A 24289-nucleotide genomic window follows, 5' to 3' on the forward strand; every position below is an offset into this window, starting at 1 on the left:
CTTAAACATAGAAAAGAGGGGATTTCATGGGAGACGGAGCCGGCGCAATAGTGTGGCTGTTTGTAATTCTTGTCCTACTGATATTTGTCGTTATTGTTCTGGTGCGCTCGGTGCGCATCATTCCGCAGGCTCGCGCCGGTGTAGTGGAGCGCCTCGGTAAATACCAGCGAACGCTCAATCCTGGCCTGACCATTTTGATCCCGTTTGTGGATCGCTTGCTGCCGCTGCTGGATCTGCGTGAGCAGGTTGTCTCATTCCCGCCGCAGCCGGTTATTACCGAAGACAACCTGGTGGTTTCCATTGATACGGTGGTCTACTTCCAGGTTACCGATCCCCGTGCGGCTACGTACGAGATCGCAAACTACATCCAGGCCGTTGAGCAGCTGACAACCACCACCCTGCGTAACGTTGTTGGTGGTTTGAATCTGGAAGAGGCGCTGACCTCACGTGATCAGATCAACGGTCAGCTCCGTGGCGTGCTCGATGAGGCCACGGGCCGCTGGGGCATCCGCGTTAGCCGTGTTGAGCTCAAGGCCATTGATCCGCCCCTGTCCATCCAGGATTCCATGGAAAAGCAGATGCGTGCTGAGCGTGACCGACGTGCAGCCATTCTTACCGCAGAAGGCACCAAGCAGTCAGCTATTTTGACTGCTGAAGGTGAGCGCCAGTCCTCGATCCTGAAGGCTGAGGGTGACGCCAAGGCGGCCATCCTGCGTGCTGACGGTGAATCTCAGGCCATCCAGAAGGTCTTCGCCGCCATCCACAAGGGCAACCCGACGCAGAAGCTGCTGGCCTACCAGTACCTGCAGACCCTGCCCAAGATTGCTTCCGGAACCTCCAACAAGCTGTGGATCATCCCCAGCGAAGTGGGCGAGGCTTTGAAGGGAATCGGCAACGTTTTGGGTACCAGTTCCCCTGACACGGACGACGCCGTCGATCCTCTCGCAGGTGCCGGGCAATAACCCGCCACTGGCAATCGCCACTAACTGCATAGTCCACGCGGCCAATCACGTATAATGGGTGATTGGCCGCGTGGCGCTTGCCCGGCCAAAGCTTTTAGCATCGCAACCATCAGTGCAGGAACAACTGATGAGCGTGATGCGTTGAAACAACAGTAATCAACTTGAGGGAGAAGTCATGAGCGATCGCAGCTTGCGCGGCATGCGTCTGGGCGCACAAAGCATGGAGACGGAATCAGGTGTGGAGCCGGCTCCCCGCCAGCGCGTGGAGTACCGTTGCGCCGATGGCGAGCAGGTGTTCGTCATGTTCTCGTCCGAGGCTGATATCCCTGCCACCTGGATGTCCAAGACCGGCAAGGAAGCCCTGCTGGTCAACGGCGAGGCCCCCGACACGTCCAATGACAAGCCCATCCGTACCCACTGGGACATGCTCCTGGAACGGCGCACACTTCCGGAGCTGGAAGTCATCTTGGCCGACCGCCTGACCATCCTGCGCGAAAAGCGCGGCGAAAAGGTCTAAGCCTGACGGCAGATGCAAAGCATCCGCAGCACACAGAACGCCCCTGGGATCTTCCCAGGGGCGTTCTGTTGTTAAGGACTGCGTTCTGGACAGTTGTGGCCTGCCCCGCGGCCAGATAGCTGGGGCCAGCCCTCGAGTGTCCACTTAACGTACGGTTGAGATCCAAAAACGATCCAAAGCGTACGTTAAGTGGACACTCGAGCGATCGCTACGAGAAAAATCACGCCTGGCCGTCCGGAATCAGGCTACTGAGCTACGCCATAGGCCCGTGGGCTTGAATGACTCCGCTGCGCTCCTGGACCCCGGGACTGACTTGCGCGGCTAAACTGTCCGCCAGAACTGTAGTGAGCCGTACTCGTGAACCCGGTTGCCATTTGTCTGGGCCAGCACTCGAGAGTCCACTTAACGTACGGTTGAGATCCAAAAACAGTCCAAAGCGTACGTTAAGTGGACACTCGAGCAAGCCCTACGAGAAAAATCACGCCTGACCGTCCGGAATCGGGCCACTGAGCTGCGCCATAGGCCCGTGGGCTTGAATGACTCCGCTGCGCCATAGGCCCCTGGAACTCACTTGCGCGGCTAAACTGTCCACCAGAACTGTACTGAGCCGGACTCGTGAACCCAGATGCTACTTGTTGCGTCCGGTCAGCTTGTTCCAGCGGGCAGTCAGTCCCCACTTGGTGACGTTGATCATGGCTTCCTGGACAATGTTCCCGCTCATCTTGGACGCGCCGAATTCACGCTCGACGAAGGTGATGGGAACTTCCACAACCTTCATGCCTTTCTGGCAAACGCGCCAGAGCATGTCCACCTGGAAGCCGTAGCCCACCGACTCAACGGCGTCGAAATCGAGCGCTTCAAGGGTGCTGCGCCGGAAGGCCCGGTAACCGCCGGTAACATCGCGGATGGAGATGCCCAAGATGACGCGTGAGTACAGGCTGCCGCAGGTGGAGATCAGCTTGCGGTGCAGCGGCCAGTTGACCACTTTTCCACCGGGAACCCAACGTGAACCAAGAACCAGGTCGGCGCCCTGGTCGATGGCGTCCAAGAGCAACGGAAGCTGCTCGGGTTGGTGGGAGCCATCGGCATCCATCTCAACGAGTACGTCGTACCCCGCATCCAGTCCCCAGGTGAAGCCAGCCAAGTACGCGGCACCAAGACCTTCTTTGCCGGCGCGGTGAAGGACATGAACCTGTGGATCATTGGCGGCGAATTCATCGGCCCAGCGGCCGGTCCCGTCGGGGCTGTTGTCATCAGCAACCAGCACATCCGAATGAGGCACAGCAGCACGCAGACGTGCCAACGTCTTGGGCAACGACTCAATCTCGTTGTAGGTAGGAATGATCGTCAGGACACGCAGCAATTGGTGCCTTTCCGTATTGAATGTAAAGGTGGAGGGCCCTACCGCTGCCTCCGTCTGGGCCAGCAGTGGCAATCAACTCACAGCGGCCAGGACAGTTGCTAGGCAGGTAACGCCAAAAGTCCATTATAGGTGCGGGTGCCTGAGAAAAGATAAGTTCACGCGCCTTCGGACCAAAACAGCCAGCGCCAAGGCGCAGATCTGTTTTGTTTTCTACTGGCGCGTGAACTTATCCCAAGTGTCGGCAGAACAGACATCCGTACCGACCGGAAACCTCCCATGGGAGGTTCTCCGCTCCCCTAAAACTAATTGCCTTGGCCGAGCCTGTCAACACGGCTCTGACCAGCGGATATGGGTATCCTTGCAGGTCAGAAGAGTACCCGAGTCAGCAAAGAATTTATAGTCCAACGGCGAATTCAGGCCCTTTGGATAACTATTCCCGACAGGCAATCCGCGGCGCTTAGAGTGCGGGAGCCGCCGTGGGGAAATCTGGTGCTGCGTAGAGTTCACGGCCCCTATGGACCGTCTGCAGGCAACGAGGGTCACTTCCAGTGTCCAGCGCCGGCAGCAGAGGTGTGCGCGCCCGCGGATCAGTTGACCACGACTGCACACGCTCATCCGCCACTTGGACCATGAGCTGCTCCACGTCCCACACGGCGAAGCTGGCCGGTGCCCCAGGACCCAACTGGCCGTGGAAGGGGTCAGCTGCCTTAGCCGCACGCCAGCCGGCTCGGGTGTGACCAATAAAGGCCGCGCGGGCGGAGATACGGGCCTCGGGTGAGTGGTGATTCAGCGCCGCCCGAACACTAGCCCAGGGGTTCAGGGGCGTCACGGGGGTGTCTGAACCAAAGCACAGCGGAACGCCGGCAGCGTAGAAACGTCCCAGAGGGTTCAGTTCACTGGCACGTTCAACGCCCAAGCGGCGGGCATACATACCATCAGCACCGCCCCACGCAGCGTCGAAGGCGGGTTGCACGGAAACAGTGACAGAGTACTTCGCCAAGATCTCCATGGCCGCGTCATCTACCATTTCTGCATGTTCCAGCCGGTGGCCAGCGGCACGAATCAAGTCAATGCCCACACGCTGTGCAGCTCGTTCCAGGCCTTCCACGGCAATGGCCATGGCGCCGTCTCCAATGACATGAAAGCCGCCGGTCAAGCCAAGTTCCGAGGTAGCGGCAAAGTGATCGGCCACTTGTTCTACTGTGAGGTGTGCCGTCCCAGAAGTTTCTGGTGCGTCGGCATACGGCTGGCGCAACAATGCCGAGCGGGAACCTAGCGAGCCGTCAATGTTAATGTCACCTGCAAGGCCCAACACGTCGACGTCGAGACTTGCCAACAGTTCACGGGCCTCGGAGGCGCTGGAGACCAGCTGTCCCCAGTAGGGCAGGACTTCAGGAAGCGCCTCGGTGGCGTCGGAGGCACCCAGCGCCACCAGCGCTGCCAAGTCTGCAGGCGAACCAACATGAGGGGCCGCCATCTCGGCCAAAGCCACATAGCCATTGGCAGCCGCGTGCCGAAGCGCCTTCCGCTGCACGGCCTCACGACGCTCCGGCGTCAAACTCCGTGCGGCATCACGAGCGGCACTATGAGCAGCACCGCTGACCAGACCGTCACCATCCCAGCCCGCAACGCTGGCTAGGTGGCACCTCAGGGCCAAGGCTGCTGACACCAATCCCGAATGCACATCCACTCGGGCCAGATAAACCTCGCGGCCGCCCGTGGCGTTATCCAACTCCACGGCGCTGGGCAAGCGGTGATCCTGCCACATCGAGTTATCCCAGCCATGTCCCAGAAGAACCCCATCGATCGCAGAGCCAGCCGCAGCTGCTACCAGATCCAAAACATCCTTGGCGGAACGGGCAGCGGCCAGATCCACCGACTCCATGGCAAGTCCGGTCTCGGTGATGTGCGCATGGGAATCCACGAATCCCGGCGTCACGAGGGCACCGGCCAGGTCCACTTCACGCATGCGTGAATCCAGCAGCGAGGTGGCGGCATGTTCGGAGCCCACCCAGGCCACCACGTCGCCATCCACCAGCATGGCAGTGGCTAGTGGATCTACGGCGCTGTATACCGAACCGTTGCGGTACAGGGTCAATGACATGGCTAGATGGTCCTTTCGCAATGTCCACGAGGGACAGAAGTCAACAAAATTTGTACAACAAAAATGCTTGGCTAGTTCTCCACGGTGGTGTAAGCCACCACTCCGCGGCGCAGCAACTCCACGGCCTTGCGGCACGTGCCAGTAAATCCGGGAGGTGCCGAAGGGACTGCGGAAAGCTGACCCAATAGGTCGATGACCTGCTTGGTCCAGCGCACAAAGTCACCCGCGGCCAGATCGGTGCCGTTCAAGGCATCGTGCAGGCTGCGGCCTTGAGCCCACTTGTACATGGACCACACCAAGCCCATCTCGGGCTCACTGGTCAGCGGCAGCTTGTGCGATTCTTCGGCGTCCTGCAGCCGTGACCACAGCACCACCACGTCCTCCACTGCCTGTTCCAGACTCACGCTGGGCATGCGCGGGCGGGTCCCTTCGGCGTCGCGCTTGGATTGGTAGACCAAGGTGGTTACAAATGCGGCCAATTCCGGCGCGTCGAGATCGGCAAAAGATCCCTTGCGCAGGGTCAGCGCAATGAGCAGATCCTTCTCGCCGTAGACGCGGCGCAACCGCTGCCCGTCCTCGCTGGGGACCAGGTTTCCGGCCGGATCGGCCACCACAAATCCGTAGCTAGCCAGAAGGTCAATGACGCGATCAAAGGTCCGGGCAATGGTGTTGGTGCGAGCCTGAATGGCCCGAACAATTCCGTCGGTTTCCTTGCGCAGCGTCCACCAGCGCTCCGACCACCGCGCGTGATCCTCCCGGTCACTGCAGCCATGGCAGGGGTGTGCGCGCAAGTTCCGGCGCAGCGTGGCGATCGCCTCGTCATCGGACGCCACCGAGCCTGCCAGGGTGAAGGCGTCCGATCGGCTGGGGAACTGCACGGCAGGTTCGGCCAGCTTGGCTTCAACGGCCGCCAGGAGGTTGCGCTTGTCCTTGGGCACCTTCGGGTTGAAACCCTTAGCAACCCGAACCTGGCCCAGCGCTTCCACCGGTCCGCTCACATCATGCAGGCTCAGCCGACGGTATTCCTTGTCCATGCCCAGCACGCCAGGCCGCGGAACTCGCGCCTTGCTGTCGGCATCAAGTACGACGGCGTAACCGGGGTTACGCCCACCGCTCACCATGATCACGTCCCCAGTCCGCAGCGTGGCCATGGACTGCGCGATGGCGTCACGGCGTTGTTTGGCCTTGGACTTGGACGCGCCGGATTCGTGATCCGAAAGTTCCCGGCGCAATTTTGCGTACTCGTTGAAGTCGCCCAGATGACACGTCATGGCTTTTTCGTAGCCGGTGAGTGATTCCTCCCGAGAACGTACTTGGCGCGCCAGGTCAACCACCGAGCGGTCAGCCTGGAATTGGGCAAAGGAGGATTCCAAGATGCTCCGGGTACGGGTGCGGCCAAATTGTGCGATGAGGTTGATACTCATGTTGTAAGTGGGCCGGAAACTGGAGTTCAGCGGGTAGGTGCGCTTGGACGCCAAGCCCCCCACAGCAGTGGGGTCGGTGCCCGGCTGCCATAGCACTACGGCGTGACCCTCAACATCGATTCCGCGACGGCCCGCGCGGCCGGTCAGCTGCGTGTACTCCCCCGCGGTGATACCAACATGGGCCTCACCGTTGTACTTCTCCAGCTTCTCCAGCACCACCGTGCGGGCGGGCATATTGATGCCCAGAGCCAGCGTTTCAGTGGCGAAAACTGCGCGAACAAGACCACTGACAAACAGGTCCTCCACGACTTCCTTAAAGCTGGGCAACATGCCGGCATGGTGAGCGGCGAGGCCTCGCAGCAGACCGTCACGCCAACCCCAAAAGCCCAGCACATCTTTATCGGAGTCCGGTAGTTCCGCGCAGGCCTTATCTACCCGGTAGGCAATCTCCGCTTGTTCCTCATCTGTGGTGAGCCAGAGCCCGGCAGCAGCGCACTGTTGCACGGCGGCATCACATGCGGCTCTGGAAAAGATGAAGGTGATAGCCGGTAGCAAGTTCTTGCTTTCCAGCGCCCTGATGACTTGTGGCCTGGTGGCCGCGCGGGCCCAGCCTTGCGGACTGCTGTTGCGGTTGTCGCGATCTTGACTGGAGCTGTCTTGGTAACCGCGGCCGCGGGATCCTCCGCCGCCTCTGCGGCCATGGCTTGTGCCGCGGCCGGTGCTGACCGATTCGCTGCGGGCCAGCTTGAGTAGTTCGGCGTTGATCTTTGGGTTCTTCGTGGCGGGGCTCGTGGTGACTGAACGGCCAGTGTCTGGCGCAATTTCATCAAAGGCAACGTTGTCGGCGAAGAGGTCAACCAGATCCCGGCGCACCATGACGTGCTGCCACAGCGGAACTGGGCGGTGTTCGGAGACCACCACGGCAGTGTCGCCACGGACGGTGCCCAACCAGGCGCCGAACTCTTCGGCATTAGACACGGTGGCACTGAGCGAAATCACGGCGACCTCGCTGGGGAGGTGGATGATCACTTCTTCCCAGACGGCGCCACGGAAGCGGTCTGCCAGGTAGTGCACCTCATCCATGACCACATAGGCCAAGCCGGTGAGTGTGTCCGAGTCCGCGTAGAGCATATTGCGGAGCACCTCGGTGGTCATGACGACCACTGGAGCTTCGGCGTTAATGCTGGTATCGCCTGTCAGCAATCCCACGTTTTCTGCACCATACTGGGCGGAGAATTCCTGGAACTTTTGGTTGCTCAAGGCCTTGATGGGTGTGGTGTAGAAGGCCTTGTGGCCACGTTGCAGCGCCAGGTAAACGGCAAATTCCCCAACGATGGTTTTCCCGGCACCTGTGGGGGCAGCAACTAAAACACCGCGACCGGCCTGGACGGCCCGGCACGCGGTGTCTTGAAAATCATCGAGTTCAAAATTCAGGCCGTCCTTGAAGTCGCCAAGGTCGGAACTACTGTCTTGAATCCGCTGCTTGGCTGCCAAGTAGCGTTCGGAAGGGCTTGGCATGTCAGAGGTGAGCATAGTACAAGCCTACGTCAGCCAGAAGGCCGCTCAGATCAGATTATTTCCAGATCTGTGGAGGGTGTGGCCACATCCGCATTAGCCTCAGATTCGACCACCTTCTTGGCTGCCTTACGGTCCCTGCGCTTGTCATTGAGTATGCACAAGCCAATGGCGCCGAAGTACAGCACCAACAGTGGAGCAGCCAGGAAGAACATACTCATGACGTCCGAACCAGGTGCTGCCATGGCCGAGACAATGGTGACACCCAAAATCGTGAAACGCCACGCTTTCAAGTAGGTCCGGCCACGAACAATACCAACGGCGTTGAGCGCGAAAAGTAACACCGGAACCAGGAATGCCGCACCCATGAACAGCATCAACTGCATGGCAAACTGCAGGTATTCCAACGCCGTAATGATGTTGGCCGCCTCACTACCCGCAGGTGTGAAAGAGGTCAGCGCCTTCACAATATTCGGCCAAATCAACCACCCGGCATAGATTCCCGCCAGGAACAGCGGTACTGATGCGAACATGTAGGACAGCGTGTAGCGGCGTTCCTTCTTCGTCAGGCCAGGGGTGATAAATGCCCAGAGTTGATAGATCCACACGGGCGAAGCAATAATCAGCCCCAGAATCAAGGAGATCTGGATCTTCAAGTCGAAGGACGTGGTGACACCCTGAAAGTTCAAGGTGGCAACAATATTGCGTTCAGCGCTGATATCGCGCAGTGGCTGCGTCAGTGCAACGAGGAGCGGATCATAGATGATCCAGCCAAGAATAACTCCGGGGATCATGGCCAGGGCACTCTTAAAGAGCCGGTTCCGGGCCTCGATCAGGTGTGCCTTGAGCGGCATCCGTCCTTCGGGGTTGGCTTTACGGCCTTTTGTAGCGCCCACCGGCTCTGCGACCTTTTCTATGACTGAGCGCCGGTACCGGTTCCGGTACCCTCGCCCGTGGTGTTGCCCTGCGTCGGGTTGTTGACGATCTTGCCCTCGAAGGGTGCCTCAGGCGCAGGGGCAGGCGCAGGTGAAGCGCTCGGCGCTGCCGCTGGCTTCTCGTCCTTGCCGTCGTTCTTCATTTCCTTGACCTCGGACTTGATGATCCGCATTGACTGGCCCAGGCTACGAGCCATGCCCGGCAACTTCGGGGCAGCAAAGAGCAAGAGTACAACGATGATAATGATGGTGATAGCCCAGGGGCTCTCAAAAAGTCTTCCCACGGTAAAGCCTTTCCTTTTGGTTCATCCTACGTCTTGTAAAGCTTCGATGTCGCGCAAGGATTGGAGCTGTCCGCGTTCTTTCCTGCGGGCGACGCGCCGTTGCAGGCGGGCGAAACGCCGTTCTTCTTTGGCGGCTAAGTAATCATGCTTCATTTCTTCAGGTGTTGCAAAAACAGCAGCGCCCGGAACTACATTACGCGGTTCTGTGACGTGCTGCACTGTGGCGCGTTCCAGGCTTGCGTCCCAATAGTTGGCACGCTCTGCCGAGACGTCACTGAAGGTTCGCATCAGTGCAGCGGCTCCGCGCCAAAGCCTGAAACCTAAAAAAGCCACGAAAAGTAGCGACAGCGCTGCCAGCGCTATCCATATCAGAATCCAAGACCACCAAGGCATTTATTGAGTCTATCCGCCCAGACTGGGAGTAGCCGGAACGTTTTCGCCGTAAGCGTCATAGCTCGCCGCCGATTCCTCAAGCCAGGCCGTCACCTGCTGGCGGACGGGCTCTGGGCCGGCCACATAAGCATGCCCGCCCAGCCGTGCCATGAGCGGCGCGAGGATGGAGGTATCCCCCACCAAGAGGCGCAGGCCCACCACGCCGTCACCTAAGTCAAAAAGCTTGGCGTTGTAGGCAGGCGCCAACCTCCGGGCTGTTGTGGAGTCAGCAATGAGCTGAACCTGGACGTCACCACTTCCGGGATCGTAGATACTCGTTCCGGGGAGCCACCCCACCGATTCGCTGGGCACATACTCTTGGGGACCGCCGTCGTGCATGTCCTTGATCCGATCAACCCTGAAGCTGCGCAGCTCCCCCGCCTTACGGCACCAAGCGCGCAAATACCACGTTGTATCGACAGAGAATAGCCGCAGCGGTTCAACCGTGCGTTCACTGAGTTCGTCGCGGTGGCGCACCAAGTACGTGATGGCGCACGCGCGGCCATGCTGAATGGCCCGCTGCAGTGCTGCGACGTTCTCCATCTCGGTGCCGGACACCAAGTGAAGTCCGACGGCGTCTGCCAGCCAGGCGTCCTTGCCCGCCACCGTGGCGAGAGACTTGATGGCCTGCGCGAGCGGGAGTTTGCGTTCAGGTGCGGGAATGGACGCCAGAGCTTGCAAGCCGATCAGCACCGAACAAGCTTCCTCCTGGGTCAGGCGCAGGGGGCTGGCAAGTGTTTCGGCGTCCCTAATGAATACCTGGCCGGATTCGGTGGTGACGTCCATGAGGTCCCCGTGCAGGTAGCCGGGTAAACCCGTGACGCTGAGCGTGTCCCGGTCTTTTTCCCACTGCTTGGCGGTGATGCCAAATTCGGCCATCACCTCGGCCTCTTCAACGCCAGGGTTGGTCACCAAATACGGAACCATGGACAGTAGCCGGACAAGCCGGTCCCGGGTGTCTGCTTTGCGTGCGCCAAGGACTGGCAGTGTTTTTGTCCAGGCCAGCGGCCCAGGTTGGGTCGTGGCAGCACGGGCGCCCCGATGCAGCCGGTCCGCCACGGCATCATAGAGTTCGGGCGGATCCACCACGAGGGCTTGGGTACCCATGGTGGCAACTTCGTCGGCCATGAGCTCCGCATCCCGGTAGCTGGCGCTCAGGACATCCCAGCCGTCCCGCTGCCAGCCGAGTTCGGGGATCGTGGTCCGCTGTGCCGCCACTGCATCGGTGCGCAGCCAGTGGGCGGATCCGCTCGGTACGGCAATCCGGGCACTATGCTCTTCTCCGGTGCCCAGCCGTGTCAGGACGTTAGCGATGCGGAAGTCCTCTCGACGCTCAAACCTGTCCTTGTCATGAACGCGAACTTCTGAGGTAATGCGGGACAAACGGAAATTGCGCTCTGCCTGCTTGTCCACATCAAAGGCCGCCAGGTACCACTGCCCGTATTTATTGCCCAGACCCAGTGGCTCGACTGTGCGTGAAGTGGTGGCCGACGTGGCGGATTTGCGGTACTCGAAGGTGACCGGGTGGTGGTTGCGCAGCGCGCTCCAGAGTGGCTCAAAGGCCGGCTCCGCTGTGCGAATGCGTGACTGCGAGGTGGTGTCATCCTCATACCAGCCGGTGCCGGTCCTGGCCGCAATTTTGCGTAGCGCAGACTGGGCCGGAGCACCAAGGGAAGCACCAGCCCACAAGTTGGCCGCAATGGCCAGCAGCGTCATAGCCGATTCATCCAAGCGAATTTCCGGGACCCCGTAGTCCTCAGGGCGAATGCGGTACAAGACCTGCTCCTGAGCATCATCTCCGGAAACCTCTGACTGCCTCAGCGGAATACCCAGCTCCAACAGGGTCTTCTTGTCCCGTTCAAACATGCGCTCAAACGAGACCTGGTCCTGGGCGTCGCCGGAATAGCCGTTGATGGTGTCCCGAATGTGAGACTTGCTGTAACCGCGACGGGTTCCCAGGAGGGCAATCACCAGATTCAGGAGGCGCTCTGTGGCATCAATTTTTGTGGACACCTTGTCAGCGTACTAGCAGCCGGAGCAAGTTGCAGATTCATCGCCTTGTCTGTGACGCACCCAGCTCAAAAGTGATGAACCCAAACGCTGAGAACACGGCTGGACCTAAGCGGGAGTTAATGCACTACGGCCCCGAGGCAGCTGCCTCGGGGCCGTAGTTGCTAAATGCTATTGCTTATCGAACTGCTACCAGGTCAACCACGAAGATCAGGGCTTCGTTGGGGCCAATGGCTCCACCGGCGCCGCGTGAGCCGTAGGCCAGCTCCGAGGGGATCTCCAGACGACGGCGGCCGCCGACCTTCATGCCCAGCAGACCCTGGTCCCAGCCCTGGATGACCTGGCCAATGCCGGCCTTGAAGTCCAGGGGGTTACCGCGGCCCCAAGAGGAATCGAATTCTTCGCCCGTGGAGAAGGCGACGCCCACATAGTGGGTAGACACGGTGCTGCCGCGCACTACTTCGGTGCCGGTGCCCTCGATCAGGTCCTCAATCACCAATTCGGTGGGGACGGCGTGTGCGGGGAATTCGATTTCCGGCTTGGTGCGGTCAAAGTTGCGTGCTCCGAAAGACATGGTGCTCCTTGGGGTTGGTGTTGTTACTTCTTCGATTCAATCTTAACAACAAATACCAGTGGTCCAGCCGGCTTGCCCTGGGATGCTGCAGTTTCGCCGTAGGCAAGGTCAGTCGGGATGCTCAGCAATACGGTAGAGCCCACTTTCTGGCCGGTCAAACCTTGAGTCCAACCGGGGATAACCTCCTGGAGGCCGAATGCAGCAGCTTCGCCACGGTCGTAGGCCGAGTCAAACTTCTTGCCATCTGACCAGGTCCAGCCGGTGTAGAACGCTGAGATGCTATCTGTGGCGGCCAGGACGGCACCTGTACCCTCGGTGAGAACCTGCACGGTCAGACCGGCCGGCGCATCATTCTTGGGGATGGTGATGGTGGGGACGCCCTTGGCATCAAACTTGGCCGTAGGCAACTTGCCGGCCTTTTCCAGTGCGGCCGTCTCATCAGCGCTCATGAGTTTCGACGGCGCGGGGGTGTCCTTGGCTGAGGTGATCTGGAAAACGCTCAAGGTTGCGGGCTGTGCATCTTGTGCCGGAGCGGCTGTGGAGCCGGAAACTGCGGCAACGGCGGGGTTGGCGTACGCCACGTAGGCACCGACCTTGGCATTGGTGAACGTTGAATAGACCAGCGGGAACTGGGTCTTCATGACGTCGTTGAGCTGCACGGTCTCGCCGGTCGTCGCGGTGAAGTTCTCAACGAGAGTGTCTCCCGTTTTGGTGTCAAGGTTGATGCCACGGAATTCCATGGTCTGACCATCCTTGACCTGTGCACCGGTTCCGTCGGTGATGACTCGCATTGATTCAGCTTTGACATCCAACGGCTTGTCAAAGGTGACCTTAGGGGCCTTGCTCTTCCCCTGATCTACCGCCTTGACGGAGGCAAGCGCCTCGGCATTAGCTGGCGGAATTGTGACAGAAGTAGCTGATGCATCCGGTGAGTCGGTGCCGGTGGCATCTTGTGAACACGCTGTCACAATAAGCAGAATGGGAAGAAGAAGCAGTGCAAGAAGTCGACGCACAGATACACTTTCGGTCGCTGGATGATTCATGTCAGGGCGCCGTAGCTGCACGGAGCTGCTACGGCAAAATTCAATGGGGCCAGTGACCGATCCGAGGAATAGATTATGTGATCGGCTACACGAGCTCATCTAGCTTATCCGCTCAAGCTGAACGAAGGCTGGCCCTCACATGGCTATTCGCTTTGTAGCGAGGCAATTAACTCGTCAACGCGCTCGTCTACGCTCTTGAAAGGGTCCTTGCAGAGGATGGTCTGGTGGGCTCGGTCATTGAGCTTCAGATGCACCCAATCGACTGTGTAATCACGTCCGGATTCTCTGGCGGCATTGACAAACTGCCCGCGCAAATGGGCCCGGGTGGTGGCGGGAGCCGTGTCAACGGCAGCGGCAATCTCAGCTTCGGTGGCCACCTTCGCGGCAGCTCCCCTGCGTTCGAGCATGTTAAATAATCCGCGTTGGGGGTCAATGTCGTGGTAGCGCAGATCCAACTGCGCAACCTCCGGTGACCCCCAGGCCACGTTGTGCCTGTCCACGTACGAGCCAATGAGCTTGGCTTTGATGGCCCAGTCGATTTCCGTGTCAATGCTCGAATAATTCTGGGCTTCGACAGCGTCCAGCGTCCGTTCCCACAGGTCCAGGATCTGCGGGACCAAAGTGTTGTGTGCGCCATGGGAGCGGACAAAGCCACTGACCTTCTCCAGATAGTGCCGCTGGATGTCAAGAGCGGTCATGGTCCGGCCGTCAGCCATCTTTAGCGGATGACTACCGGTGATGTCATGAGAGATTTCACGAATACTGCGGATGGGATTCTCCAGGCGCATGTCGGTCATGATGGTCCCGGCTTCCACCATACGCAGAATCAAATCAAGGCTACCGACCTTCAGCATGGTGGTGGTCTCCGACATGTTGGAATCACCCACAATCACGTGCAGGCGGCGGTACAATTCCGCGTCTGCGTGTGGCTCGTCTCTGGTGTTAATGATGGGCCGGGACCGGGTGGTGGCTGAGGAGACGCCTTCCCAAATGTGGTCAGCTCGCTGAGAGAAGGCAAATTTACCGCCTTGCGCAGCGGGCAGCACCCGGCCCGCACCGGCAATGAGCTGCCGTGTCACCAGGAACGGGATGAGGATGTCTGCGAGCCGGTTGAACTCTCCCCTGCGTGAAATGAGATAGTTCTCGTGGCTGCCGTAGGAGTTGCCGGCAGAATCCACATTGTTCTTGAACAGGAAGATCTTCCCGCCGTAGCCTTCTTGGGCCAATTTCGCTTGGGCTTCTTGCACCAGATCGTGCAAGATGAGTTCCCCTGCCCTGTCCTGGGCAATCAACTGGGCAATGCCATCACACTCGGCCGTGGCGTATTCCGGATGCGAGCCAACATCCAGGTACAGCCGAGATCCGTTGGGCAGGAAAACGTTGGAGGAACGCCCCCAGCTGACCACCTTGCGGAACAAGTATCTGGCCACTTCTTCCGGGGTCAGTGGCCGGGATCCGGGCGCAGAATAAGTAACGCCAAATTCGGTTTCAATGCCAAAAATCCGCCGGTCCACCGTCTCAGGTCTCCTTTAAGTTGCTGTGTTCACGCACAGGTAGTGCTGATCAAGTGCGTGGAGGGTATGTGCTGTGCATGGTCAGTGCTGTAAAAAAATAGGTGCTTTGTTGCTCAGACGCGGTGCAGGTTAAGTGCTTTGATGCTTTTGCATTGGCGATCTGGGGGCAGCACCTCTAGCCACTGGCCAGGTGCGATTCCACATCGCCACGGTCCAATCGCCGAAAAGCCCTGTGGGATCCCCGCACTCTCGAGGCGCTGCGTTCGAGCACCGCAACTTCCAATCTGGCCGCGTCAAGTGGCGCGATGTCAACCGCGCCCACAGTACTACTTGCGGAACTGCCCGTCGCACCAGCGGCACCGGCAACAGCGGAGGCGGCCTTGCGAGGAGCTTCCAGCGCACTGACCGCCCAGCGCAGGGCCGAGGTCAGTTCTGCTCCGGGCATCCACAGCTTCTCCAGAGCCTTCTGCACGGTATCGGCTTGTCCACCCATAGCCAGGAATCCTGATTCGTCAGCAATGGAGCCATCAAAGTTCAGCCGGAAGATGTGGTCCCCAGATTCGCTCTCACCCACCTCGGCTACAGCCAACTCAACCTCGAACGGCTTTTGTTCAGCCGTAAAGACAGTGCCCAGGCTTTGCGCGTAGACGCTGGCCAATCCGCGCGCTGTCACATCCACACGATCGTAGGAGTAGCCGCGGACATCGGCGTAGCGCACGCCCGCCTGTCGCAGGCTTTCGAATTCGTTGTATTTTCCCACGGCAGCGAACGCGATGCGATCGTAAATCTCACCGATCTTATGCAGCGTGGGCGAAGGGTTCTCGGCCACTAAAGCCATGCCGTCCCGGTAACTGAGCACCACCACTGACTTGCCCCGGGCGATGCCCTTACGAGCAAAATCGGCCCGGTCCTTCATGACTTGTTCCGGGGATACGTAGAATTGTTGCGACATCTCAGGCCTCCCGGCGTTCGGCGGATCGTCGCGAAAGAATCCCAGCCACCACGGTGGCCAACGTTTCCTGGGGAACCCGGGCTGCGCCGTCGTGCGTCACGGTATAAATCACGGGCCACAGCTGCCTGACGAGGTCAGGGCCACCGGTGGCGGAGTCGTCATCGGCAGCGTCGATGAGCGCCTCCACGGCCACCGCCACAGCCTCGTCAGCTGAGAGTTCCGGGCGCCACAGCTTCTTCAACGCACCGCGAGCAAAGACCGATCCGGAGCCCACGCTGTGGTGTTCGCGCTCCTCGTACCGGCCGCCTGTCACATCATAGGAGAATAGCCGGCCAGCCGGTTCACCACGTTCAATTCCGGCAAATAACGGCACCACCGAGAGCCCCTGCAGGGCCATGGGGAGGTTGGCTCGGACCATGGCACCAAGACGGTTGGCCTTGCCCTCGAGGCTGAGCAGCGTGCCTTCGATTTTCTCGTAATGTTCCAATTCAACTTGGAAAAGTCGCACCATATCAATGGCGATTCCGGCCGTGCCAGCGATACCCAGTACCGAATATTTGTCCGCTGGGAAGACTTTTTCAATGTGCCGATTGGCGATCATGGAGCCCATGGTGGCGCGCCGGTCCCCCGCCATGAGTACCCCGCCACGAAACGTCAGCGCCACAATGGTGGTGCCGTGGGGCGTGGCGGGCATGCTGCCAGCGGGAAGCTCGCGCCCAAAAGGCAGGAGCCCTGGATGGCTGCGGCTCACATGGTCAAGGAACGACGACGAGGAGCCTTCACCTTCCAGCGCTGGAAATCCGCTGTACCCACTGTGACCGCTGCGACCGGTGCCAGCCATGGGCCCTACTGACCACCTTTTTGGACAAAACCGCGCACGAATTCTTCGGCGTTGACTTCCAGGACGCCGTCAATCTCATCCAGGAGATCGTCCACTCCTGAGGTAGCGGCTTGGGCGGCGGCTGAGTCCGGGGCGGGCGTTGGTACTGGAAGCTCGTCGACGTGCTCTTCCTCCGTACGCGAGGAAACGTTTTTCTGTTCCTGAGAAGCCATGATGCATCCTTCTTAGCTGATTACCCGGGGCCTTGATCGGCACCTGCTTCCATCCTGCCACGGACCCGCTGAGATTGCGTGCAGTCAGCGGGCCGTGGTTCACGACGGTGCGGGAATCAGCGAGAGGAGCTAGGAAGCTGCGATGACCTGATCTACCACTGTGGCCAGCTTCTTGGCGGCTGCCTCACTGCCGTCACCGCCAACTTGAACCACCGAGACTAACAGGCCACCCTGCAGCGCCTCGAGCGTCACGGTGTTGGTAGTGCCGGTAGGCATGTCCTGGCTGATCAGCATTCCTTTTTCCACCTCGGCGGATGTATCTACGCCCACCGGCTTCATGGTGGTCTTGATTGACTGGCCGGCAATTTCCATGGTGAACGTGGAGCAGGCCCCACTGTTCTTGCCGGCACGGTCCATGGTGGCGGAGAGGACCTGCGGCTTAGCGGAGAGCACAGTCACTACAGTCATCTCTCCAGCCGTGACATCACCCATCCAGGAGCCGGCGGCGTAGACACTACCGTCGGGCAGTTGTGCGTTGGAGTTGGCATAGGCCTTGCAAGCTTCAGGAGTAATGGTGACCCCCGCCAAGGTGGTCTTAGTCACTTCCTGGCCCTGCTTAAGCTGAGCAGCCGGAATCAGCGTCAACGGCTTGCCGTCGGCATCCTTGAGGCCTTCCAAGATTGCCGTCAGCTGCGCCTCCGTGAACTCCTTGGATGACCCTGCCGGCTTCTCTGCCTGCTGCTCTTCGGTCTTCTCCGGTGCAGGCGCAGCGCCTGCACTCTGTTCAGCTGATGCCGCTGGCTGCTCCTGCGTCGAAGCCACTGGTGTTCCCGCTCCACTGCAAGATGTCAGCGCCAAAAGCGCTGCCGCTGCAACAGAAATAAAAACGGACGGGCGTGCAGAAATGAATGTAAAAGTCACAATTTCCCCCATTAGTATAATCGAATGACTAATTATATCTGATGCCCGGGGGCCTGCTCAAGCTATTAATGCGCACGATCCGTTAATTTCACCGCATGTTAATGTCACAGCGCCAAGGCGCTCAAGAAATCAGCTAGTTCTGGGTTGCCGTCGAACAATTCGCGCGTCAGTTGCTCAGTGCCCCGTAACGGCTCCTTCGTGGAGATGCGTTGCAGCCGACGAAGTTGCGGCACCTCAAAGATGACCGAATCCCAACTGGCGCCCACCACGTTGCGGCCAAACGCCTGGATGCAGCGGCCCCGGAAGTACGCCCGAGTGTCAGCCGGTGGTTGCGTCATGGCGGCGGTAATGGAGTCATCGCTCACCAAACGCTGGATGCGCCCGTGCTGCAGAAGCTTGTAATAGAGCCCCTTTTCAGGGCGAATATCAGACCATTGCAGATCAATCAGCCCCAAGCGAGGATCGTCCCACGACATGTTGTCTCGCGTGCGGTATTGCTGGAGCAGGTTTAGTTTTGCCACCCATTCAAGTTGGCCGGCCAGGCTCATGGGATCCGTCCCCAGCGCTGTGAGAATTTCTGCCCATTTGGCCAGCACCATTGCAGTGTGGCCGTCCCCCGTTTCCTGGTGACTTGAGCCATTGCTGGCGCAATGGGCTTTGGCTGCATTCAAGTACAGCCATTGCACATCCAAGGCGCTGACGAAACTGCCATCGGCAAGCAAATGGTTTTCCTTCAGCTCCCAGTCATGGCTGACGGCACGCAGGGACTCTACAGAGTCTGCAAACTCCAGTTCCGGAGCAGTTCCATGTTCAATCATGTCCAGCACAAGAGCGGTGGTACCGAATTTGAGGAAGTTGGAAACCTGGCACAAATTAGCATCGCCAATGATTACATGCAGGCGCCGGTACTTCTCAGCAGTGGCATGCGGCTCATCCCGGGTGTTGATAATGGGCCGGCGAATAGTGGTTTCGAGCCCCACCTCGGCTTCAAAGAAATCGGCCCGCTGGGTGATCTGAAAGCCACTACCGGACCCGTCTTGGCCCAGGCCGACTCGGCCAGCCCCGCACATGATGGCTCGGGTGACAAAGAACGGTGTGAGTCCGGCGACAATGTCCTTGAAGGGGACGCTGCGCGGCATTAAATAATTTTCGTGACTGCCGTAGGAGACAGACTTGTTGTCAGTGTTGTTCTTGTACAAATTGATCGCCGGCACCCCGGGTGTAGCCGCAATCCGGCGGACAGCTGCAAGGGCTACGAGATCGCCGGCAGCGTCCCAGCGCACAGCGTCGAGTGGGTTGGTGACCTCCGGGGAGGAATACTCGGGGTGCGCGTGGTCCACGTAGAGCCGCGCCCCATTACCCAGCACCATGTTCATCATCAGTGGTGCGGAGCTCTCGCGAACCTCACCGCCCTCCAACGCAATTTGAGCGGCCGTCAGAACAGGTTCTGAATCTGTGAGCTGGCTAGGATCGGCAACGGCGCGCGGCATGGACCAACCGCGGGCATCGGCCAACGGGTCCTCGTCGGTGTAGTCCCAGCGCGTTTCCCCACCAGCTGACGCCCGGTGGTTGGTTTCACGCGAATAGGCGTGCACCACCTGGGTCGAGAGCCACGTGGCGTTGAACTCCTGGGTGCCCGGTGCGTGGATGCCGTACTCGGTCTCGGCACCCATGACGCGAATGGCACTCACAGGTACTGTCCGGTGTTCGGCAGCGTTTCTAACGTCCGGCCAGGGATCTGGCCTTCCTTGCTCTGCACGATGGTGCGGATGTAGGTGATCCGTTCCCCCTTCTTACCGGAAATCCGAGCCCAGTCATCGGGGTTAGTGGTGTTGGGCATGTCCTCATGCTCACGGAACTCATCCACCACGGCACGCAACATATGTTCGATCCGGATGCCCTTCTCACCGCTGGTCAACAGGTCCTTGATGGCGTATTTCTTGGCCCGGTCCACCACGTTTTGAATCACGGCACCGGAGTTGAAATCCTTGAAGTACAGCATCTCGGTATCACCGTTGGCATAAGTCACTTCAAGGAACTCATTGCCCTTGTCCGTTGCATACATGGCCTCAACGGTGCGCTGAATCATGGCGTCAACAGTTTCCTGCAGACTTCCGTGATTCGCGGCAAGATCGTCGGCGTGGAAGGGCAGCGAGGTGGTGACATATTTTGTGAAAATGTCCGCCGCCGACTCAGCGTCGGGGCGTTGAATCTTCACTTTGACGTCAAGACGCCCGGGCCGCAAGATAGCCGGATCAATCATGTCCTCACGGTTGGAAGCACCGATGACAATCACGTTATCCAGCCGTTCGACGCCGTCGATCTCGCTGAGCAGCTGTGGCACGATGGTGGTTTCCACATCTGATGAGACGCCCGTGCCACGGGTGCGGAAGAGCGAATCCATCTCGTCGAAGAACACCACCACGGCGCTGCCGTCGGATGCCTTTTCGCGGGCGCGGCTGAAGATCAGGCGGATCTGGCGTTCAGTCTCACCCACGTACTTATCCAGCAGCTCCGGGCCCTTGATGTTCAAGAAGTAACTCTTTTGGTCCTTGACCCCGGAGCGTTCGGCGGCTCGTTGCGCCAGCGAGTTGGCCACGGCTTTGGCAATGAGCGTCTTGCCACAGCCGGGAGGGCCGTAGAGCAGGATGCCCTTGGGCGCCTTGAGTCCGTGTTCGCGGTACAAATCGGGATGGAGGAAGGGAAGTTCCACGGCGTCACGGATCTGCTCGATTTGTGAGGCCAGGCCGCCGATGTCGGAGTAAGAGATGTCTGGAACTTCCTCCAGGATCAGATTCTCTACCTCTGAACGCGGAATCTTTTCCAAGGCGTAACCGGTGCGGCCGTCCATGGTGAGGGCATCGCCCACCTTAACAGCTCCCTGCAGGGCGCCAGAGAGTCGCAGTACCCGCTCCTCATCAGCCCGGCCAACCACCATGGCCCGGTCGGTGCCGAGTAGTTCCTTGACGGTGACGAGCTCACCAACATCTGTAAAACCCAAGGCCGCAATGACGGTGAAGGCCTCGTTGAGCAGGACTTCCTGCCCGGCGGAGAGATCATTCATGCGCAGCAAGGGGCTCAGCCCAACGCGCATCTTCCGCCCCGAGGCATAGACATCCAGGCTCTCCGCGGTCACGGCGCTGCTGGCCCCGGCGGAGTAAGACGGACGGTTCAGCGAGACGATGGTCCCGAAACTGTAGGGCGGCTCGCCGTCGTGCTCCAAAGCGGATCGCAACTTGAGGATCTCCGTCTTGGCCGTTTCTAGCACAGCCACCAACTTGGAGTTGTTGGCCGTTGCCGAGGCGAGCTGGCGGTCCAGGTTGCGGGCCTTGTCCCGGAGCACGTTGAGCTGACGCTCCAGGACTGCCTGCTGTGCCGGACCTATTGAGTAGGCGGCACCGTGGGAGCCGGGCGCGGGAGTGCCCGCAGCTGGCGAGGTGCCATCCTGCGGGTTTTCGGGTGTGGAGTGCGTTGAGTCGTTCATGACCTTGTGTCCTTCCGCAGCGGAACCCGCCGCAACCGAGCCTGACCGGTAGTGCCGAGCATACTGCTACTACTCGCCGAAGCCGTCCTGGCGGGTTTCTGTTTCCTCTGACTGTTCTTGATTGCGCTTGGTCTGCACGGTGGAAGAAGCGTCACGTGCGGCGCGGCGCAGCTTCTTGTCTGAGACCGAACGCTCCCCTACAGCCGCCGGTGTCCACGCATCGAGATCTTCCTGGGCAAAATCGGTTTTCGACGCGCGGCGCTTGGGCGTCATGCCGGTGACACCATCAGCCAGACGGCGGGTCACCATCAAGAAACCTGTGTGGGCCACCATGCGGTGGTCCGGGCGCACGGCCAGACCTTCAAGGTGCCAGCCGCGAACCATGGATTCCCACGCGTCGGGCTCGGTGAAGCGGCCATCGGCGCGGATAGCCTCGGCGGTGCGAGACAGCTGGGTCACGGTGGCAACGTAGTTGATCCAGACGCCGCCGGGCGCCAGGACGGTGGCGACAGCGTCAAGGCACTCCCAAGGAGCCAACATGTCCAGGACAACGCGGTCAACGCTACCGGGGGCTTCCTGCTCAACTACCTGATCTTGGAAGTCGCCGAGGGAGATCTTCCAGGCCGGGTGGGGGCCTCCGAAGATGGTCTCGACGTTTCCGCGGGCAATGTCGGCAAATTCCTGACGGCGTTCGAAGGAGTGCAGGTAACCGTTATCGCCAACTGCACGCAGCAGTGAGATGGACAGTGCACCGGAACCAACACCGGCTTCGACCACGCGAGCACCGGGGAAGATGTCTCCCATGGTGATGATCTGGCCGGCATCCTTGGGGTACACCACGGCGGCACCGCGGGGCATGGACAGCACGAAGTCCGAGAGCAGCGGGCGCAGGGCCTGGTACTGCTGCCCAACATTGCTCTCTACCATGGAGCCCTCAGGCTGGCCGATGAGCAGATCGTGATTCAAGAAGCCCTTGTGCGTGTGGTACGCCGTGCCCGGGGTCAAGGTGATGGTGTTCATCCGGCCACGCTCATCCGTGAGCTGCACGCGTTCGCCCGCCCGGAAGGGACCGCGCCGTGCGGCTGCACCGTGCGGTGACTGCGCTGCTTCTTGGGTTGTTTCGGCTTGCTTCATGTGATGATTCCTCACGTTGGTGCTCAAAAAGTCAGCGGCTGGGCCGCATCAAGGCTATGTCAGAGCAATGCTAAAAAAGAAAAGATTAGAGAGAAAAGCTGTGGTGACTGAGGTGTTGGCGTGACACTATTGCAGACCCTTGCCGGTCATGGCCGCTACCACTTTTGCCTGGCTGAGCAGTCCGGTGACCTTGCCGTCCAGATTGATCACGGCATATTCGGTATCGGGCAGTTGGGCTAGATAGGACACCAGCTCGACGCCGGCAGCTTCATCAGGAACGTAGGCCCCCTTGGACAGTGTGCGGGCCACGGCGCTTGCCGGAGTGATGAGGGCAGCCTGCGGCGGAACATGGGCCAAGGCGTACTCGTCAACAACTGCCGTGGGGCGCCCATCCTGACCAAAAAGCACAATGGGCTCTTGCGGGAACTTCCCTCGCAGTGTCCACAGTTGGGCCACTGTGCATTCAATCGAGGCGCTGACCGCTGGCGTTGCCAGGGAGCCTGCGCTAATGGCCGGCAGCCGCAGGCGCATGCTGGCTCCCTTGATGGACGCCGAGGCGCCCATCCACAAAAAGCCCGCCAGCAAGACCACAATGAAGCTGGTGGTCAGATCTGGTTGGCGGCCCTGCAGATACGGCACCACCAGCATGAGTGCAACAATAACCACCACGATGATCCGGCCCGCCCAACCAGCAGCAACCGTGCCCTTCTCCTGGCTGCCAGTGGTTTTCCACACTATGGATTCCACCAGACGGCCGCCGTCTAGAGGGAGGCCGGGGAGGATGTTGAAAGCACCGATGAGTAGATTGGCCCAGATGAAGATGTTGGCCAAAAGTAGCAAAATCACGCTCAGCAGCGTTGTGGCCTCAGGGAGTATCAGCTTCACCAAAAAGCCCAACCCCGCCAACACGAAGTTGGCTATGGGTCCGGCAAACGCCACCACCAGTGCCTTGCCCGGTGTGGCCTTGCTGAAGTCGAATTCGGTGTGGCCACCCCAGAGGTTCAGGACAATCTTGTGGGTCTGCCAGCCGTACATTTTGGCTGTCATAGCGTGGGCCAGCTCGTGGATAAACACGGAAAAAAGCAACAGTAATGCATAGGCAAATGCAACCAGATAAGCGCGTCCGCCGAGCCCCGAAAAGTTGCTTTGCAGCTGCGGGCCAAAAATCATGACCGTCACGGCCGCAATAAAGAACCAGGAGTTGGCCAAAATGATGGGCGTTCCCCGAACTGACCCCAGCACCAGGCCCTCACGCCGGGTCTTCACGCCATTGGTAGAACCGCTCACAGAGCAGCCCCGACGGAGGCGGCGTGGACAGCGAGAACTGCTTGGACGTCGTCGTGCGTCTTGCCTACCAGGGTGTCCCACGTGGTGCGGCGGGCATCCTCGCCCAAGGGCACAGCGTTGGGGACGGCAATGGTGGCCATCCCCGAGGCGAGGGCTGATGCTACGCCGGGGACGGAGTCTTCCAGCGCCGCGCAGTGGAGGAGGGTGAGGTTGGGGTCGGTGAGCTGGAGTTTCTCCACAGCCACCAAATACGGTTCCGGGTGCGGCTTGCCGTGGGTGACTTCATCGCCGGTGACGAGGAATTCAAAGTACTCCTCATCGAGGGCAGCCACCACTTCGGCGGCCAGATGGCGCTCGCTCATGGTGACCAAAGCGCAGCGCACATTGTTGTTGCGCAGATCGGCCAGCAATTCCCGTGCACCAGGACGCCACGGCACCTCTTTGCGAATGCCGGCAATCACGGTGTTGGAGAGGTGATCGATGATCTCGCGGACGGAAAGATCCACGCCGGCACCCTGCAGAACCCGGGCGGAGTCATCGAGAGCATTGCCCACGAGCGAGAAGGCTTGTTCCTGGCTCCACTGCCCACCATGAGCCTGAACCAGGGCTGTTTCAGCGGCTATCCAATACGGTTCGGTGTCCACCAGGGTCCCATCCATGTCCCACAGGACGGCTTTGAGCGGCAGGCTGTCGGACGTCTCTTGGGGGGCTAGCGCAGAAGTCGGTGAAATCATGCCACTAGTCTACGGGGCCAGAGCCATGGAACTGTTTTCCGTCCACT

General features: G+C 59.9%; 21 protein-coding genes. 2 read left to right on the plus strand and 19 right to left on the minus strand.

Going from position 1 to position 24289, the window contains the following annotated elements:
• Positions 1-26 precede the first annotated feature (26 nt).
• Entirely contained in the window at positions 27-962 is a 936-nt protein-coding gene (locus tag CXQ93_RS10950; protein ID WP_104110460.1) for an SPFH domain-containing protein, read from the plus strand.
• A 175-nt stretch (positions 963-1137) separates the two neighbouring features.
• On the plus strand, positions 1138-1479 hold the full coding sequence (locus CXQ93_RS10955; protein ID WP_062288904.1) for an RNA polymerase-binding protein RbpA: 342 nt from the start codon (positions 1138-1140) through the stop codon (positions 1477-1479).
• A 628-nt stretch (positions 1480-2107) separates the two neighbouring features.
• Here the strand turns inward: CXQ93_RS10955 and CXQ93_RS10960 are convergent.
• The 19 genes from CXQ93_RS10960 to CXQ93_RS11050 form a co-directional block, all read right to left on the minus strand.
• Positions 2108-2839: a polyprenol monophosphomannose synthase gene (locus tag CXQ93_RS10960; protein WP_104110662.1), complete on the minus strand. Its 732-nt coding sequence runs from the start codon at positions 2837-2839 to the stop codon at positions 2108-2110.
• Positions 2840-3299: 460 nt separating this feature from the next.
• Positions 3300-4946, minus strand: a complete 1647-nt coding sequence (locus CXQ93_RS10965; protein WP_104110461.1) for an amidohydrolase — start codon at positions 4944-4946, stop codon at positions 3300-3302.
• 71 nt (positions 4947-5017) lie between these two features.
• Positions 5018-7903: an RNA helicase gene (locus CXQ93_RS10970; protein ID WP_104110462.1), complete on the minus strand. Its 2886-nt coding sequence runs from the start codon at positions 7901-7903 to the stop codon at positions 5018-5020.
• 35 nt (positions 7904-7938) lie between these two features.
• Positions 7939-8739, minus strand: coding sequence for a twin-arginine translocase subunit TatC (gene tatC / locus CXQ93_RS10975; protein ID WP_104110463.1), 801 nt, complete (start codon positions 8737-8739; stop codon positions 7939-7941).
• Positions 8740-8798: 59 nt separating this feature from the next.
• Positions 8799-9104 (minus strand): Sec-independent protein translocase subunit TatA, encoded by a 306-nt coding sequence (tatA, locus tag CXQ93_RS10980; protein ID WP_104110464.1) that lies wholly within the window; start codon positions 9102-9104, stop codon positions 8799-8801.
• A 21-nt stretch (positions 9105-9125) separates the two neighbouring features.
• Positions 9126-9497: a hypothetical protein gene (locus tag CXQ93_RS10985; protein ID WP_104110465.1), complete on the minus strand. Its 372-nt coding sequence runs from the start codon at positions 9495-9497 to the stop codon at positions 9126-9128.
• A gap of 9 nt (positions 9498-9506) precedes the next feature.
• The gene (locus tag CXQ93_RS10990) at positions 9507-11549 is read right to left on the minus strand and encodes a YafY family protein (protein WP_104110466.1); all 2043 of its coding nucleotides are present in this window, start codon (positions 11547-11549) and stop codon (positions 9507-9509) included.
• A 175-nt stretch (positions 11550-11724) separates the two neighbouring features.
• Positions 11725-12120 (minus strand): FKBP-type peptidyl-prolyl cis-trans isomerase, encoded by a 396-nt coding sequence (locus CXQ93_RS10995; RefSeq protein ID WP_104110467.1) that lies wholly within the window; start codon positions 12118-12120, stop codon positions 11725-11727.
• Positions 12121-12143: 23 nt separating this feature from the next.
• Positions 12144-13088, minus strand: a complete 945-nt coding sequence (locus CXQ93_RS11000) for an FKBP-type peptidyl-prolyl cis-trans isomerase (protein WP_181036129.1) — start codon at positions 13086-13088, stop codon at positions 12144-12146.
• 218 nt (positions 13089-13306) lie between these two features.
• Positions 13307-14677: a Pup--protein ligase gene (gene pafA / locus CXQ93_RS11005; protein ID WP_104110469.1), complete on the minus strand. Its 1371-nt coding sequence runs from the start codon at positions 14675-14677 to the stop codon at positions 13307-13309.
• Between the two features lie 175 nt (positions 14678-14852).
• On the minus strand, positions 14853-15629 hold the full coding sequence (prcA, locus tag CXQ93_RS11010) for a proteasome subunit alpha (RefSeq protein WP_104110470.1): 777 nt from the start codon (positions 15627-15629) through the stop codon (positions 14853-14855).
• A gap of 1 nt (position 15630) precedes the next feature.
• On the minus strand, positions 15631-16470 hold the full coding sequence (prcB, locus tag CXQ93_RS11015) for a proteasome subunit beta (RefSeq protein ID WP_104110471.1): 840 nt from the start codon (positions 16468-16470) through the stop codon (positions 15631-15633).
• Between the two features lie 5 nt (positions 16471-16475).
• Positions 16476-16682 (minus strand): ubiquitin-like protein Pup, encoded by a 207-nt coding sequence (locus CXQ93_RS11020; protein ID WP_062288874.1) that lies wholly within the window; start codon positions 16680-16682, stop codon positions 16476-16478.
• A 129-nt stretch (positions 16683-16811) separates the two neighbouring features.
• Positions 16812-17603, minus strand: coding sequence for a hypothetical protein (locus CXQ93_RS11025; RefSeq protein ID WP_146073217.1), 792 nt, complete (start codon positions 17601-17603; stop codon positions 16812-16814).
• Between the two features lie 104 nt (positions 17604-17707).
• On the minus strand, positions 17708-19276 hold the full coding sequence (gene dop / locus CXQ93_RS11030; protein ID WP_104110663.1) for a depupylase/deamidase Dop: 1569 nt from the start codon (positions 19274-19276) through the stop codon (positions 17708-17710).
• A 14-nt stretch (positions 19277-19290) separates the two neighbouring features.
• Positions 19291-21087 (minus strand): proteasome ATPase, encoded by a 1797-nt coding sequence (gene arc / locus CXQ93_RS11035; RefSeq protein WP_104110473.1) that lies wholly within the window; start codon positions 21085-21087, stop codon positions 19291-19293.
• A 69-nt stretch (positions 21088-21156) separates the two neighbouring features.
• Complete coding sequence (locus CXQ93_RS11040) at positions 21157-22221, minus strand: tRNA (adenine-N1)-methyltransferase (protein ID WP_104110474.1); 1065 nt, start codon at positions 22219-22221, stop codon at positions 21157-21159.
• Positions 22222-22347: 126 nt separating this feature from the next.
• The gene (locus CXQ93_RS11045) at positions 22348-23508 is read right to left on the minus strand and encodes a site-2 protease family protein (protein ID WP_258068861.1); all 1161 of its coding nucleotides are present in this window, start codon (positions 23506-23508) and stop codon (positions 22348-22350) included.
• A complete protein-coding gene (locus CXQ93_RS11050; protein ID WP_104110475.1) occupies positions 23505-24242 on the minus strand; it encodes an HAD family phosphatase in 738 nt (245 codons plus the stop codon). Before CXQ93_RS11050 ends, CXQ93_RS11045 begins: the two co-directional genes overlap by 4 nt.
• Between the last annotated feature and the right edge of the window lie 47 nt (positions 24243-24289).

The organism is Arthrobacter sp. N199823 (genome assembly GCF_002929705.1).
Lineage (GTDB): Bacteria > Actinomycetota > Actinomycetes > Actinomycetales > Micrococcaceae > Specibacter.